General features: G+C 42.9%; 12 protein-coding genes and 2 pseudogenes. 9 read left to right on the forward strand and 5 right to left on the reverse strand.

The features are described from left to right. The first annotated feature begins 271 nt into the window (after positions 1–271). Entirely contained in the window at positions 272–472 is a 201-nt protein-coding gene (locus HXY43_RS24250) for a DUF2949 domain-containing protein (RefSeq protein WP_290888965.1), read from the forward strand. Positions 473–815: 343 nt separating this feature from the next. Here HXY43_RS24250 and HXY43_RS24255 read toward each other — a convergent pair whose 3' ends face one another. After that, the gene (locus tag HXY43_RS24255; protein WP_290888968.1) at positions 816–956 is read right to left on the reverse strand and encodes a hypothetical protein; all 141 of its coding nucleotides are present in this window, start codon (positions 954–956) and stop codon (positions 816–818) included. 112 nt (positions 957–1,068) lie between these two features. Here HXY43_RS24255 and nifV point away from each other — a divergent pair, with 112 nt between their 5' ends. The 5 genes and pseudogenes from nifV to HXY43_RS24280 all read left to right on the forward strand — a co-directional run. Beyond that, positions 1,069–2,202 (forward strand): homocitrate synthase, encoded by a 1,134-nt coding sequence (gene nifV, locus HXY43_RS24260; protein ID WP_290888971.1) that lies wholly within the window; start codon positions 1,069–1,071, stop codon positions 2,200–2,202. After that, positions 2,189–2,467, forward strand: coding sequence for a nitrogen fixation protein NifZ (locus tag HXY43_RS24265; RefSeq protein WP_026735551.1), 279 nt, complete (start codon positions 2,189–2,191; stop codon positions 2,465–2,467). The genes nifV and HXY43_RS24265 overlap by 14 nt, the downstream gene beginning before the upstream one ends. Positions 2,468–2,479: 12 nt before the next feature. Then, on the forward strand, positions 2,480–2,683 hold the full coding sequence (nifT, locus tag HXY43_RS24270) for a putative nitrogen fixation protein NifT (RefSeq protein WP_290888975.1): 204 nt from the start codon (positions 2,480–2,482) through the stop codon (positions 2,681–2,683). A 111-nt stretch (positions 2,684–2,794) separates the two neighbouring features. Beyond that, entirely contained in the window at positions 2,795–3,334 is a 540-nt protein-coding gene (locus HXY43_RS24275; protein ID WP_290888978.1) for a (2Fe-2S) ferredoxin domain-containing protein, read from the forward strand. A gap of 328 nt (positions 3,335–3,662) precedes the next feature. After that, positions 3,663–4,283, forward strand: a pseudogene (locus tag HXY43_RS24280) (alpha/beta fold hydrolase); the annotation flags it as partial. Between the two features lie 84 nt (positions 4,284–4,367). On the opposite strand, the gene HXY43_RS24285 reads toward HXY43_RS24280, so the two are convergent. Continuing rightward, entirely contained in the window at positions 4,368–4,991 is a 624-nt protein-coding gene (locus HXY43_RS24285) for a class I SAM-dependent methyltransferase (RefSeq protein WP_290888981.1), read from the reverse strand. A 94-nt stretch (positions 4,992–5,085) separates the two neighbouring features. On the opposite strand from HXY43_RS24285, the gene hemH reads away from it, so the two are divergent. Continuing rightward, positions 5,086–6,249, forward strand: a complete 1,164-nt coding sequence (gene hemH, locus HXY43_RS24290) for a ferrochelatase (protein WP_290888984.1) — start codon at positions 5,086–5,088, stop codon at positions 6,247–6,249. 169 nt (positions 6,250–6,418) lie between these two features. On the opposite strand, the pseudogene HXY43_RS24295 reads toward hemH, so the two are convergent. Next, positions 6,419–6,880: pseudogene (locus HXY43_RS24295) on the reverse strand (photosystem II q(b) protein); the annotation flags it as partial. A gap of 863 nt (positions 6,881–7,743) precedes the next feature. Between HXY43_RS24295 and HXY43_RS24300 the strand changes: the two are divergent. Both HXY43_RS24300 and HXY43_RS24305 read left to right on the forward strand, forming a co-directional pair. After that, positions 7,744–10,530: a GAF domain-containing protein gene (locus tag HXY43_RS24300; RefSeq protein WP_290888997.1), complete on the forward strand. Its 2,787-nt coding sequence runs from the start codon at positions 7,744–7,746 to the stop codon at positions 10,528–10,530. 393 nt (positions 10,531–10,923) lie between these two features. Beyond that, entirely contained in the window at positions 10,924–11,370 is a 447-nt protein-coding gene (locus tag HXY43_RS24305) for an OsmC family protein (protein ID WP_290888987.1), read from the forward strand. Positions 11,371–11,533: 163 nt separating this feature from the next. On the opposite strand, the gene HXY43_RS24310 is transcribed toward HXY43_RS24305, so the two are convergent. Next, positions 11,534–13,183 carry a metallophosphoesterase family protein gene (locus HXY43_RS24310; protein WP_290888990.1) on the reverse strand — a complete coding sequence of 550 codons (1,650 nt, stop codon included), beginning with the start codon at positions 13,181–13,183 and terminating at the stop codon, positions 11,534–11,536. A gap of 266 nt (positions 13,184–13,449) precedes the next feature. Then, positions 13,450–15,591, reverse strand: coding sequence for a polyphosphate kinase 1 (gene ppk1 / locus HXY43_RS24315; protein WP_290888993.1), 2,142 nt, complete (start codon positions 15,589–15,591; stop codon positions 13,450–13,452). Positions 15,592–15,864: the final 273 nt, after the last annotated feature.

Raw genomic sequence — 15,864 nt, forward strand, 5'->3', positions numbered from 1 at the left:
AAATAGACCATCATGTGTATTAACGAAATTTGGTTGTTTCAGGCTTTTTAGAATTACCCTTTGATGGTTGGCGATCGCTTAAAAGCGTCGAAAAACTAATCTCTAATGGCTGAAATTCATATCCCATGTTTGGTATTTTCTGTCAATGCGTAAGTCCTAGTCATTTCCAAGCTAATTGATAGAGAAGGATGAAAAATATTTGCTAGCTCACGCCAGTGAAACTTAGCAACAATTCATACTTTACACTTCACCATTGTTTGTCAAATTGTCTATGAGAGTAAACTGTCACAGTGATATAAAATTCATCAATTTTTTGCAGAATGAACTTGCACTTTCAAGAGGGGATATCGCTGTGGCTCTGCGAAAAAGAGAGTTAGATAACGATCCATTACCCATGCTTCTTTGGCAATACGGTTTAGTTGACATAGAGCAGCTGGAGCGAATTTTTGATTGGTTAGAAGACCAAGACTAATACTGCTATGCAGAAGTCAAAAATAAAATTATTGCTGCCATGATGTACTAGCTGAAATAGTTTTCAATTTTAGTTTGAAGTACGAGCATATGCGTAAGGTAATCAGGAAAACTGCAAACATTTGAGGTAACACTATGATTTCCACTTTAATTGCTGGATTTAGTTTATTACTTATCTCAGGAATTGCTAAGACTTACATTAGCTACATGCTATTCGATGAAATCTCTAATCATCCTGGAGAAAATAATCATTAATTTATACCAATTCCTGGTTTGATGCCATACAGAATGCAAAGAATGATTGGGTGAAAATTATAAAGAAGGAAAAAATTATGAATTATGAATTATGAACTTTGCACTACTTGCAACAGCTTCCAGGTAGAGCCTCCCTCGTTACCAGGTTCAACCTGGTAACAAGAATTAAGAGCCTCTGGCTCTTGTTGAGAATAGTGCAAGATGTCAATTATGAAATTTTCAACATTCATTATTCATCCTTCATCTTTTATCCTTAATTAAGTCATTGCTCATTACCAGTAATTTTTCGGGGCATCAAACCAGAAATGGTATGAAAAATATTGCCTAAGAGGTATTCTTGCAATGAATCAAGTTCTTATTAATGACACGACTCTGCGTGATGGTGAGCAAGCAGCGGGTGTTGCTTTCAACAAAGAAGAAAAAGTAGCGATCGCCAAATTTCTCGATGCTATCGGCGTTCACGAGATAGAAGTCGGTATTCCGGCGATGGGTGAGGAGGAAACAAGAGCGATCGCAGCAATTTCTGACTTAGGTTTATCTGCTAAATTGCTAGGCTGGAATCGCGCTGTTATTTCAGATATTCGGGCTTCTATGGCCTGTGGTCTGAGCCGCATGCATATTTCCATTCCCGTCTCTGGAATTCAAATTGCTGCAAAATTTCACGGTCAGTTGCGGATAACTTTACAACAACTCAAAGATAGTATCAGCTTTGCTGTCGATCAAGGTCTTTGGGTAGCAGTAGGAGGAGAAGATTCTTCTCGTGCAGATGAAAACTTCCTCTTTGATGTAGCGCACTACGCCCAAGAGTGGGGTGCATCGCGGTTTCGTTTCTGCGATACTGTCGGCGTTCTCGATCCCTTTACCACCTACACAAAAGTCAATCGGCTAGTCTCGGCTTTGACGATTCCTGTGGAAATCCACACCCACAATGATTTTGGTCTGGCAACTGCTAATGCTCTTGCTGGTATAAAAGCGGGAGCTTCGTCAGTGAATACCACAGTTAACGGGTTGGGTGAAAGAGCAGGAAACGCGGCTTTAGAAGAAGTGATCATGGCTCTCAAACGCATTCACGGTATTAATGTTGGCATCGATACTCAGCGTTTGTTAGAACTGTCCCGACTGGTAGCAGCCGCATCTGGTTGCACTGTACCGCCTTGGAAAGCAATTGTTGGTGAAAATACCTTCGCTCACGAATCTGGTATTCATGCTCACGGTGTGTTGCAAAACCCTATCACCTACGAGCCATTTGCACCCGAAGAAGTTGGTTGGGAGCGGCGTTTAGTTGTAGGTAAGCATTCTGGCAGGCATTTGCTATCTAATTTGCTACAGCAACATGGCATCATCCTCAATACAGAAGAAACCCAATCTGTATTAGACGCAGTACGGCAGCAGTCAATCGAGAAAAAACGCAGCCTCACTACTCAAGAACTTCTGAATTTAGTTTACAAACAGAAGGTTTCCCATGCAATCAGATGATGAAATAGAGCTATACGATCCGCCTGCTTTTGACATAGGTGATAAAGTTCGACTCCGCAAGCAGATCAAGAACGATGGCACTTTTCCAGGTCAAGAAATTGGTGTAATTCTCGGTAAAAAGGGAGAGATTGGTTACGTCGTTAGCATAGGCTCTTTTTTACAGAGATCCTATATCTATGCAGTGCATTTTCTAAATACGGGATTTATCGTTGGTTGTCGCAAAAAAGAACTGGAACTGGTTGAAAAATCAAAAGATTTAGAATGAGGAATCATAATCATGAAAGTAATGCTGCGTAAAAATAGCGCTGGTACTTTGGTTGTTTATGTTGCTAAAAAAGACCTTGAGGAAGAAGTTATTAAACAAACAGAAGGAGCAGAGGGTAAGATTTTTACTTTGGCAAATGGTTGGGAATTAGCCTTTCCTAACTTACCAGATCCGCTAGAACTACCTCAAACTTTTGAAGCAAAGCGTCTCGCATAAATTAGTTAGTAGTTAGTGGTTAGTAGTTAGTAGATAGTAGTTTTTTGTTAAAACAACTAATAACTAACGACTAACAATCTAAAATCTACAATCTAAAATCTAAAATAAAAAATGAGTGACAAGTACCTGACATTATCGGAATTTAACTTGGAGGGACAGTTTCTTAGTTTTGTAGGCGATCCACCAGGAGAATCTAAATACTTGCGCTTGGCGATCGCATCTGGGGAAGTGCGGCTGAAACTTCCTAAACAGTTACGTTGCTCTCTCAGTTTAAACTTACAACCTGGTGAACTCATTCGCGTATTTGGTCTGAGCAAATTAAACTCCCATACGGGCAAAATCAAATTCAAAGTTTATGGGGTGAAACCACTTGGTATTTGTCCAATGCAAAAAATACCCCTGCAACCAAAAGCGAGAATTTTGGTATGTCAAAAGTCCGGTTGCCGCAAACGGGGTGGTCAAGGATTATTATCAGAATTACAAAAGACTTTGTGCGATCGCGGTTTACAAGATCGAGTTGTGATTGAGACTACTGGCTGTTTAAAATGTTGCGATAGCGCACCCAACTGTATTTTACAATTGGGTCAAAAGGAATTTAAAAAGGTACACCCAGAAGCGATCGCATCTCTATTGGAAAGTTACATATTTTAACTCATATATTGCACCACCTGCAACTGCCTGGAGGCAGAGCCTCCATATCCTCGTTACCAGGTTAAACCTGGTAACGAGAATTATGAGAGGGGTTTGTAGACGCGCATCGGTGAGGGGGTCGCAGTCTTGGACGCCACTTGCTTTATGCCGGGAGACCCGTCCACCGCAGTGGTTCCGCTTCCCGTCACGATTGCGAACCCCCGTACGCCGTAAGGCGTTCCCGCAGGGTACCCGGAGGGCTTGGTGCAGGTTGCTTAAGTGACAGCTAATGTGAACCGATTCTTATTCTGTCAAACTTTGGGTAGAGCAAGTCTACGAGTTTTGGCGGACGTTTGTGAAAGAACCCGTCGTGCTAGTGGGTAATTCGATTGGTTCTGTAACTTGTTTGGCAGCAGCAGCGGCTCATCCAGAGATGGTGCGAGGCGTTGTTATGATTAGTCTACCGGATACGTCAAGCACTGAAGAATCAATTCCAGCAGTGATACGTCCGTTACTGCGTAGTTTTAAAAATATTTGCGCCTCACCTCTGTTGTTGCGATCGCTGTTTTATTTTTTGCGTCATCCCTGTGTCCTCAGACATTGGGTAGGAATGGCTTATGCCCGTAAAGAAGCAATTACGGAAGAGTTGATTGAAATTCTCACAACACCTGCTCGCGATCGCCACTCTGCTAGGGCATTTTGTGCGATTATCCAAGCCATGCTCAGTCCGCAATTTTTCCCATGCATTAAGTCTATTTTAAGTAATCTCCAGATTCCCTCTTTGTTGTTATGGGGTAAGTGCGATCGCATGATTCCCCCTGCTTTGTCTCGTCGTTTCTTAAATTACAACCCAGCACTGCAATTAATAGAAGTGGAAGACGCCGGACACTGTGCCCATGATGAGCATCCCGAACGAGTAAACCAGGAATTACTCATTTGGATTCAAACACAGGTATTAAACGCTTTGTAATTTGTGCATGCAATGTCTTTAGCTTTGTACACATCCCCTCTCCCAGACGCGCCATGGCGCGTCTCTACATCTCTCCCCCTTTCCTTACTTCCTCGCCTGGATCACCTGCAAACTTCCACCTGCATACAAATTTTGCTTATCAATACTAAACCCTGTCTCAACTAACAACCCAGGCAAATCAGTCTTTAGCAACTGCCAAGCAGTCTCTGTCTCAAACAGCCATAAAAACAACCACACAGATGGTAAAAATAGAGGATTACTAGGATTATGAAAATCCACTAGCGTAAACACTCCACCAGGTTTTAGCACACGGTATACTTCCTTAATAATTTTTCGCAATTGCTCAGGCTGCATTTCGTGTAACGCGACACTCGTATGCACCAAATCAAATTCATTATCTGTAAAGGGCATCTCCTCAGCAAAAGCTTCCACATATTCTGCTTGTGGTACATTTTGTTTTGCACGTTGCAGAGATAAGGGTGAGGCATCTAGTCCTGTTACATTTTGTGACAATTTCACTAACAATTGCGTTGCTTGTCCGCTTCCACAACACAAATCTAGAACTTTCGTATCTGAGTTAATTGTTAAGCCTTGCAAAGCTAGTTGTCGGAAACGTTCTTCGCCACCTAGGCTTATAGCCGCCAAACGGGATATAGCATCATAAAGCCACTGGTAACGATAACTCCAATCTCGTAAAATTGTAGCCACTGCCTTTATTCCTTGTCGTTAACTTATATATTTAATAAAGATATATTGTTAACATTAGTGAAAAAGCTGAAAAGATTGGGGGACTTTCACTGCTATGGGTCGTGTAGGCGTATTACTACTCAATCTCGGTGGTCCAGAGAAATTAGAAGATGTTGGGCCGTTTCTATTTAATTTATTTTCCGATCCAGAAATTATTCGCCTACCCTTTCCCTGGTTGCAAAAACCCCTAGCTTGGTTTATTGCTTCACGCCGCACAAAGAAATCTCAAGAAAACTATCGCAAAATTGGGGGTGCTTCTCCGTTGCGGCGCATCACCGAAGCCCAAGGAGAAGCCCTGAAAGAACAACTGCAAGCCTTGGGGCAAGATGCAAAAATCTACATAGGAATGCGCTATTGGCATCCTTACACAGAAGAAGCGATCGCTCGTATCATTCAAGATGGCATCGAAAAACTGGTAATATTACCCCTTTATCCTCAATTTTCCATCAGCACCAGCGGCTCTAGCTTTAGACTATTAGAAAAACTTTGGCAAGAAGACCCAAGACTTCAGCGTATTGAATACACAGTTATTCCTTCTTGGTACAATCAACCAAGCTATCTTCAGGCAATGGCGGAATTGATAGCCCAGGAAATTGACCAAGTACCCAATGCAGATGATGCTCATGTCTTCTTTAGCGCTCACGGCGTTCCTAAAAGCTACGTAGAAGAAGCAGGCGATCCTTATCAGCAAGAGATTGAGGAATGCACCTATGCAATTATGCAGACACTCAATCGACCTAATGCCTATACATTGGCTTACCAAAGTCGTGTCGGCCCAGTAGAATGGTTGCAACCTTATACCGAAGATGCTATCCTGGAACTTGCAGCCAAAGGCGTGAAAGACTTGGTTGTCGTGCCGATTAGTTTTGTTTCTGAACACATTGAAACACTCGAAGAAATTGATCTCGAATATCGAGAAATAGCAGAAGAAGCAGGAATTCATAACTTCCGCCGCGTACCTGCTCTCAATACCCATCCGGTATTTATTAGAGCGCTAGCAGACTTGGTACTTGATGCCCTCAAAGCTCCTAGTATTAAGCTCTCCCAAGTCTACCAAATGAAGAAAAAGGTCAAAATCTATCCGCCAGAGGGTTGGGAATGGGGTATTACTACGAGTGCAGAAGTATGGAATGGTCGTATTGCCATGCTTGGCTTTATTGCTTTGGTGATTGAATTGATTACCGGACATGGTCTGTTGCACATGGTCGGGATTTTGTAACCGCTACGCGGAGTCCAGAGTCAAGAGTCAAAAGTCCAGAGTAATTACTTTTGACTCTTGACTCTGGACTTTTGACTAATAAAAAAACGCTCCTTTGGGGAGCGCTTGCATCAGTTGTATTTCGTTAAGCACTCATAGAACAACAACCGAAACCTCAATTGCTAAAAACTTAACTGTTGATTACAGCAGCCGTAACAGCCAAATCTAGAGGAAAGTTGTGAGCGTTACGCTCGTGCATCACTTCCATCCCCAGGTTGGCACGGTTAATGATATCCGCCCAAGTATTAATCACACGTCCTTGAGAGTCTATTACGGACTGGTTGAAGTTAAAACCATTGAGATTGAACGCCATTGTGCTGATACCCAAGGCGGTGAACCAGATACCAATTACAGGTAAAGCTGCGAGAACAAAGTGTAAAGAACGGGAGTTTCTAAAGCTGACGTATTGCCAAAAAAGCCTTCCCAGGTAGCCGCGAGCAGCAACAATGTTGTATGTCTCTTCTTCTTGACCAAACTTGTAGCCGTAGTTGGCTGACTCGCTTTCGCTAGTTTCGCGCACCAAGGTAGAAGTCACCAAGGAACCATGCATAGCAGAAACTAAAGCACCGCCAAACACACCCACAACACCTAGTTGATGGGAATTAATACTAAGTTGCAGTCAAAGATAGTACTTCCCTCACCCCGCCTATCGGCACCCCTCTCCCAATTTGGGAGAGGGGAAGGGGAGAGGGCACGAATTACTTGGGAGAGGGGAAGGGGAGAGGGCACAAATTACTTGGGAGAGGGCACGAATTACTATTGCTATGTCTGAACGCAACTTGGTATAAGATACTAGGCTAAATAAACAGCAGTATTATTTCGGTTCATTATTCTGTAGTTAAGAATATATTATCAATTTTAAACTGCTTAATATACCCATTTTGTGCGTAATAACTGTGGAAGCAACTGTAACTATATATGATGCTGCCTGTGCTTTTTGTCAGAAAGCATAGACAAAACCACTTAAACCCTTCTTAAGAAGGAAACATACTATCATCCTGATGTTCTTCAATTAAGTATGACAGGGTTTTACAGCTATCTGACAGCTTTTAATCGCAGCTCATTATTTGACTACGTATCGTAATGAATAGCACTATTAATTTCCGTAATTGGAAGAGCTTTTTCTTTAAAAATACAGTAAAATACTATACAATATATAAAGTAGAATTACAAATAGTTATTTTTATTATCAGTCTACTAGCAATTGAGTTACTACATTCACAACAAATTCAGGGAAACTTCACCATTCCTGGTATTGTGTTTTTGTTGCTAAGTGTAAGTATATTAGGTAGTTTTGTAGTCAAATCACTGTTAGAAGAGCTTCGTAGTCGACAGGTGGGGAGGTGGCAAGGTAGAGTGATGACCTCACCCCATCACCCCAACACTCCACCCCATCTCCCCATTGCTCCTTATCCCCATCAAAATAACTTCCTCGACCAAATACCTGTTGGCTTAATGCTGTTAGGAGCAAACGCAGAAATTCTCCTGTGCAATGCGATGGGTTGCAAGTTGTTGCATCGTTCAGAACAGGAATTACTGGGAACAACTGCTTTTGGTGCTGCTTGGCAAGTTATACAAGCAGACGGAACAAAGTTTGCTAACCCCAAACTGCTGCTTTCTCCCCAAGAAAATCTAGTTTTGGGCATTGCTCATCCCCAAAGCGATGAACTCATGTGGTTGTTGGTGAATACTCAGCCTCAAGACAGTGCCAAGCAAGTAATTTGTACTTTTAGTAATATTACTGCCCGACAAAGCAGTGAAGTTAGCTTGCGTCATACCCAAAGTCGCTTGGAACAACAAAATCAAGTATTGTTGGCACTAGCAAAGAGAAGAACTTTGGCGCAGGGCAACTTGAATACCGCTTTAGGTGAGATTACAGAAGCTGCTGCCAGCACCCTTGGAGTAGAGCGAGTGAGCGTGTGGCTATACAATAGCGATCGCTCTAAAATTTACTGCCTCAACCTTTATGAACAAACCCCCAAGCGCCATAGCTGTGGTGCAGAACTGGCAGCAGTTGACTTCCCGGCATACTTCCAAGCCTTAGAAACAGAGCGTACCATCGCTGCCAGTGATGCCTATACCGATCCGCGCACCTGCGAATTTAGTACAGCATACTTGCCTGCGGTTGGCGTTACATCGATGTTGGATGCGCCCATTTGGCTAGAAGGCGAAATGATTGGTGTTGTCTGTCATGAATATACTGGTGGTGTGCGCCATTGGACAATTGAAGAACAAAATTTTGCGGGGTGTATTGCTGACTTAGTGATCTTGGCGATGGAAGCAGATCGGCGTCAAAAAGCGCAACAGGCGTTACGACAAAGTGAAGCCAAGTTTCACAAGCTGACAGCTCACATGCCGGGAATGATTTATCAATTTATTCGGCATCCTGACGGTTCAGTAGATTTTCCCTACGCGAGTTCTTATTGTCGGGAAATGTTTGAATTAGAACCAGAACAAATGCAGCAAAATGCTCAACTGGTACTAGGACAAATTCATCCTGACGATCGCCAAAGTTTAGATGAGTCCATCGCCTCCTCAGCGCAAACTTTACAACCTTGGAGATGGGAAGGACGTTTCATCACGCCGAGTGGCAAGTTGAAGTGGCTTTCTGGTGCTTCCCGCCCAGAAAAGCTGGCAAACGGCGGCATTCTCTGGGATGGATTGTTAATGGATATCACAGAACGCAAGCGCACTGAAGCCGCATTGGCAAAGCGGGAACGTTACCTAGCAATACTGGTAGAGGTGCAAAGGCGATTATTAGCAGATGATACTGATGGCAATTGTTATGCACATATCTTAGAGCAATTGGGACAAACATCTGGTGCGAGTCGCGTTTACCTGTTCGAGAATCACACAGATGAAACTGGACGCTTGCTTGCCAGTCAGCATGTAGAATGGTGTGCCAAGGGCATAAAACCAGAAATCGATAACCCTGCACTGCAAAACTTTCCCTTAGAAAAAGTTTTCCCTTGTTGGACTGAAGCGATCGGACGAGGTGAAATCATTGCAGGTATCGTGAGTGAATTTCCAGAACCAAAGCGAAGAATTCTTGCTTCCCGCAAAGTTCTTTCCATCCTAGTTTTGCCCCTGATAGTAAACAACGAATTTTGGGGTTTCATAGGCTTCGATAATTGTCAAGAAGCACGTCTGTGGGACTCTTTAGAAGTGGATCTGCTAGCAGCAGCAGCGGCAGCAATTGCTTTACATCAAGAACGAGCATTAGCAGAAAAGGCGCTATTTCAAGCTAAAGATGAACTAGAAATCCAAGTAGAAAAGCGGACAAAGGCTTTAAGAGATACGAATCAGCAATTATTAGTAGAAATTGCTGAACGTACTGCTGCCGAGCGTGCTTTACAGATATCATTGGAAAATCTGAAAAAAGCCCAAGCCCAACTCGTCCAGAGCGAAAAAATGTCTTCTCTAGGTCAAATGGTTGCTGGTATAGCCCATGAAATCAACAATCCGATTGGTTTCATTGTTGGTAACTTGGGATACGCCAACGAGTATATATCCGACTTGCTAGAGATGCTATACCTATACCAAGAACATTATCCTCAACCAGTCTCAGCAATTGTAGAGCGATCGCAACAAATAGATTTTGACTTTTTGGTGACGGATCTGCCAAAGCTTTTAGAATCTATGCAATCTGGTGCTAAACGTATTAGTGATATTGTTGTTTCTTTAAGAAACTTCTCGCGCCTCGACGAAGCCGAGATGAAGCGCGTTAATTTGCATGAAGGCATCGACAACACCCTATTAATTTTGCAGCACCGGCTCAAATATAATAGTCACCATCCTGAAATTCAAATTATCAAAGAGTACGGTGAATTGCCTAATATTGAGTGCTATCCAGGCAAGCTTAATCAAGTCTTTTTTAATATTTTAAATAATGCAATTGATGCAATTGAAGAGTCATTAGTCCTTTGTCATTTGTCATTTGCTAATGACAAAGGACTAATGACGAAGGACAAAGGAGTAATTCGCATTTGCACAGAACTTTCTCCTGCTGGTAATGTACGTATACGCATAGCTGATAACGGTCTTGGAATGAGCGAACAAGTCAAAGCACGAGTATTTGACCCCTTCTTTACCACTAAATCCGTGGGTAGTGGCACTGGTTTGGGATTAACTATTAGCTATCAAATAGTTGTCAAAAATCACAGAGGTGTTTTGAACTGTACTTCAGAACTAGGGCAAGGAACAGAATTTTGTATTGAAATTCCGATTTCGCAAACAAATTAAAGAGTAGAGACGTGCCATCGCACATCTCTACAAAAATCTAAACCTCATCAAATAATATTCCCTATCCCAATTTGGTATAATTCAGCAATAGCTCAAATTTGGTAGCGATCGCGCCTTGGTTATCGCCACAGAATTAGGCATACCGTTAGCCAAGCAGCATTGCAGGCACAATTAGAACTAGAACAAGAACGCCAAGGTGCTCAAAGGTTGGCTGAAAGATTGCGATCGCTTGGTATTGATGATAAGTAGCAACGCTATAAATTGCGCCTGGGCAAAAGCTAATCCAAAACCTCAAACTCAGCATCGTTCTTTTTCTACCCAGTGAGGTATGCATGACCTATTTAATTGCACTAAGATAAAGTCGCTCTTTTAATGCTAAAAGGACATGGGAGTATGGCAGCCCTTAAGCGTAAGCGTACCGCACAAGCCGTATGGCGTGGAAACTTAAAAAGCGGCAAAGGTGAAATTAGTGCTACCAGTGGAGTACTCCAAAACACTCCTTACAGCTTTGCAACTAGGTTTGAAAACTCCCCAGGCACCAATCCAGAAGAATTAATAGCAGCTGCTCATGCTGGCTGTTATAGCATGGCATTCGCATTTACATTAACTGAAAAAGGATACCAACCTGAGAGCGTCCAAACGCAAGCAACTTGTATAATCGAACCGCAACAAACAGGTGGTTTCAAAATTACCAAGATCCATCTAGAAACTCAGGGACGTGTTCCCGGTATTGATGCAGCAACCTTTCAGCAAATCGCGCAAGAAGCTGAAGCAGGATGCCCTGTCTCAAATGCTTTACGTGGCGGAGTAGAAATAGAATTGAATGCCACTTTGGCGTAATGGGTTTGTAGTAGCACTAAGTACAACATTGCATAAGTTCATGGCGAAATTTTGGCACTAAGACTCCGCGCCCCTCTGCGTTTACCTTTGCGCCCCTCTGCGTTTTAAATCGCTATGCTTTTACGCAAAGCCGTACTAAGCGCTACTACAAACTAACTCCCAATCACTCTTTCAACTTAAATTCATCAAACTTGATAACTTCTGCATCTGGTTTGCGCGTATCAAAACGATAGCTACTTATCGTACCCGTACCTGTGTCAAAGATACTGAAAACAGTGATTTCATTACTAGCAATATATGGTATCGTCTGGCCATTTTCATCCAGCATAGGTGCAATAGTCGGCGTAACTGGTTCCAATCCATAGGGATCGCCAATTGCTACGTAATCCTGATTTTGCCAAGGTGGTAGGTTCTTGCGCTTTTTATCTTTATAGGCAGCGCCGTAAGAATTGCCGACATTAGAAGTTTCTAAAAAATGCATCCCCGATGGGCTGCAAAAGCGATTCCATAAATGAGAATGCCCAAAAAATACTAACTGTACCTCTGCTGCTTCCAGCAGTGGCAGTAAATCACGAATAATGTAGTCTGCTTGCTTGGGATACTCGTAGCGCACTGCCTTGATATTAGCATCCTCATCCCGTTCAATTATCTGCACCGGATCGGTATAGGCAGGTACAATGTTGTCGCCTAAAGTATGGGGCGGATGATGCAACATTACTACTTTATACTTGGCTTGTTTAAACTCAGAACTATTGAGTTCTTGCACTAGCCAATTATATTGCTGGCTATCTTTGGCAATTGGCTCATATATATGCTGTCCGTAACCCCAATTTTCTGGATTGTCTAATTCTACTTCTGGTTCACCGTATTTTCCCTGCTTTCCACCATCAGTGTTGACATAACGCCACATATTCGTGGCATACAGCACTACTAAACGCACATCACCAAAACTGACTGCATAATAAGTTTTCCTACCTTCTGGACTTTCAGGTAAGGTAAAAATCTCTTCGTAGGTATCAGTATTAAAAGAGTTATCTTTGAGGAAGTTCTCCCCATATAATTTGAGAGCAACTGTACGGGGAATAGTATCGTTAAATTCTTCGTTCAAACTGTCTTTTCTAGCAAACCGTCCCATGACTTCATGATTGCCAATGCAAGTGAACATGGGCGCATGTTGAAGAATCTGACCGCCAGTGTAGCTTGTTTTAGTACCGTTGCAGTCTATTTCATATTTGGCACGACCTTGCAAACATGGAAAAAACGCACCACCACGATTATCATCAAACCATTCACTAGCGCGATCGGGGATATTCGCTAAGTCACCGGCGAACCAAACTGCATCTATTTGCCCTATTGTTTCGACAACCTTTTGTAAATTTGCTGCCACCATTGGCTTAATTTGATGATCGGAGGTAAGCAGAATTTTCAGCGATGTACCAGGAGTAGGAGTAGGTGCGAGGCTATACACATTACTGCTGACACTCTGACCATCTTCCCTTACACTCGTGACTCGATAAGCAAGATTTTTGTTGGGAGTTAAACCAGTTACCTCAGCTTCGTGTCGCCAGATATGGCGTTGGACGGGGTGTTGATAAACTTGTCCGTCTTGGGTTTGACTTCCTACTCGTGATTGTTGATCCTCACGAGTGCGACTCAGTTTGGTAGTTTTGGCACAGACTGTTGTAGCTAGATTTTCACCGTAGGAAACAAGATGCCTGTAACCAGCAAATTCGGTAAACCACACAACTCGCACTGAAGTTGGAGTTGGCAGTTGCAGAAATGGATCGGTTAGTAACTGAGGTGGTGATGTCATAAGTGGCTGCACAAAAAGAATTTGGTGATTGGTGATTGGTGATTGGTGATTGGGAAAGAACCTTGTTATAGTTCTTCCCCAGTACCTAGTACCTAGTACCCATTCTCCATTACCGACCGAGAGTGAATTCACTGTCTTACGTAATTACCAATTACCAAATTTGGTGGGCGCTTTTCCTCTTCCATCTAGTGGTCTGTCTCATTAATTATGATTATCAAAACTAATGCGATAGACCACTAGAAGAATAGGAGTTTCTCACCGACTTTCTATGATTTTAATGTCATTTCCATCAGTATATTTTGGGTACTGCGTTCTGGCTCATTCTTAGCAGGATGACGTTGGACATAGGAACCATCTGATTTTAGTTCCCAGGCTTGGCGATTGTCTGCTAGGCTGATCTCTAGAATTTTTTGCAAAGTTTGTACAAGCTGCGGATCTTCAACTGGTGTAACGGCTTCTACACGTCTATCTAGGTTGCGGGGCATCCAATCAGCACTACCGATGTACACTTCATTGTGTCCGTTATTATGGAAATGAAAGATCCGAGAGTGTTCCAAAAAACGACCGATGACACTAATTACATGAATATTTTCGCTGACTTCTGGAACTTCAGGACGCAAGCAGCATATACCTCGAATAATTAGATCAATTTGTACCCCAGCTTGAGATGCTTCGTAGAGGGTAGCAATGATTTGGGGATCGACCAAAGAGTTCATTTTAGCGATGATACGACCCGTTTTGCCGTTTTTGCAGTGTTCGATTTCGCGGCGGATGAGGGCAATTATGCGATCGCGCATACTTACGGGAGATACTAGCAGCTTGCGGTAAGAATGCTGACAAGAATAGCCCGTTAAATAATTAAATAAATCTGTTAAATCTGCGCCTAAGTCTTCTCGACAACTCAGCAGTCCGATATCAGTGTATAATTTCGCTGTTTTGGGATTGTAGTTGCCCGTGCCAATGTGGACGTAGCGACGAATATCTTCTCCTTCTTGACGCACTATGAGCACAATTTTGGTGTGAGTCTTCAACCCTACCAAGCCATAAACGACATGAACACCAGACTTTTCTAATTTCTGTGCCCAAGTAATGTTATTCTCTTCATCAAAACGGGCTTTTAATTCTACAAGGGCAGCAACTTGTTTACCGCTTTCAGCCGCAGCAATCAAAGAACTAACAATCTCCGAATCCCCAGAGGTGCGGTAAAGTGTCATTTTGATTGCTAGCACGTGGCGATCGCGGGCAGCTTGGACGATAAATTGTTCTACAGAGGCGGTGAAGGATTCGTAAGGATGATACACCAGCAAATCATTTTGCCGGATCGCAGAGAAAATATCTTCTGGATCATCTAATTGAGCAATTTTACTAGCTTGATTTAAATGACGCAGACGAGGTGGAATGACTGGTGTCCAAGGTGGATCTTTGAGTTCAGGTAACGGCAAAGCTAGGAACGACATTAAATCCTTCAAATTCAGCAGTCCATCGATCTCATAAACATCACCCTCAGTCAGTTCCATTTCTTCAATTAACATCTGTCGCACTGACTTAGGCATTGATGGTTGAATTTCCAACCGCACCACCGAACCACGAAAGTGTCGTCCGCGTAACTCTTGCTGAATTGCTAATAGCAAATCATCTGCTTCATCTTCTACTACTGCGATATCGGCCTTGCGAGTCAGTCGAAACAGGTGATATTCCTTAATAATCATGCCTGGAAATAAGGCTTCTAAATTGTGCGCCACTACCTGTTCTATGGGTACACCTATCCACTGATTTGATTTACCGTTATGCTGTTGCAACTGTTTAGGTAACTCAATAAATCGAGGCAGAATATTGGGAACTTTGACTCTCGCAAACTTTTCTTCCCCTGTGGCTGGATCTTTAACAACTACTGCCAAGTTCAGACTAAGATTTGCCATCAAGGGGAAAGGATGACTAGGATCTACTGCCAAAGGCGTGAGAACCGGAAAAATCCGCTGTTTAAACAAATCTTGCAAATAAGAACGCTGTTCGGAACTTATGTCTTTGTAATTGAGAAGATAGATACCATGAAATGCCATTTCTGGACGCAGGACTTTCTCAAACAGATGATGTTGCTCAATTACCATTGGACGCAACAGTTGAGCGATCGCTTCTAATTGTTCTTGGGGAGTGCGACCATCTGGCGTTCGCTGGCTAACTCCGGCTTGGACTTGGTCTTTGAGAATTGCCACGCGCACCATGAAAAATTCATCTAGATTGGAACTGAAGATGGCTGCAAACTTCAGTCTCTCTAGTAAAGGTGTACGAGAATCTAACGCCTCATGTAAAACTCGACGATTGAATTCCAACCAACTTAGCTCTCGATTAAAGTAATACTGAGAATCGCTGAGGTTTATAGCTTTGGCTATCTCTTTAGATTTAGTCATGTTATTTGCATTAGTTCTGAATATTTTTTTGACTCAAGTTAGGAATTTCAATAACCTAATATCCTTAAGCAATTAAGTAAGTAGGTCGGTACAAATAAAGCTAACTAGTTAAGGTCGTCATTAGTCATTAGTGAGCCAGCGCGCTCCAAAGGGGGTTCCTCCCCCAACCCCAGAGGGGACCCCGAAGCCCCCAATCCCCACTCCCTGGCGGTCGGGGGGGCCGGTGAGTCCCCCATGTAGACGCCCGCAGGGCGGCTTAAGGCAGAGTACCCG

Origin of the sequence: Fischerella sp. (assembly GCF_013388695.1) — a bacterium.
In the GTDB taxonomy this organism is placed as follows: domain Bacteria; phylum Cyanobacteriota; class Cyanobacteriia; order Cyanobacteriales; family Nostocaceae; genus PCC9605.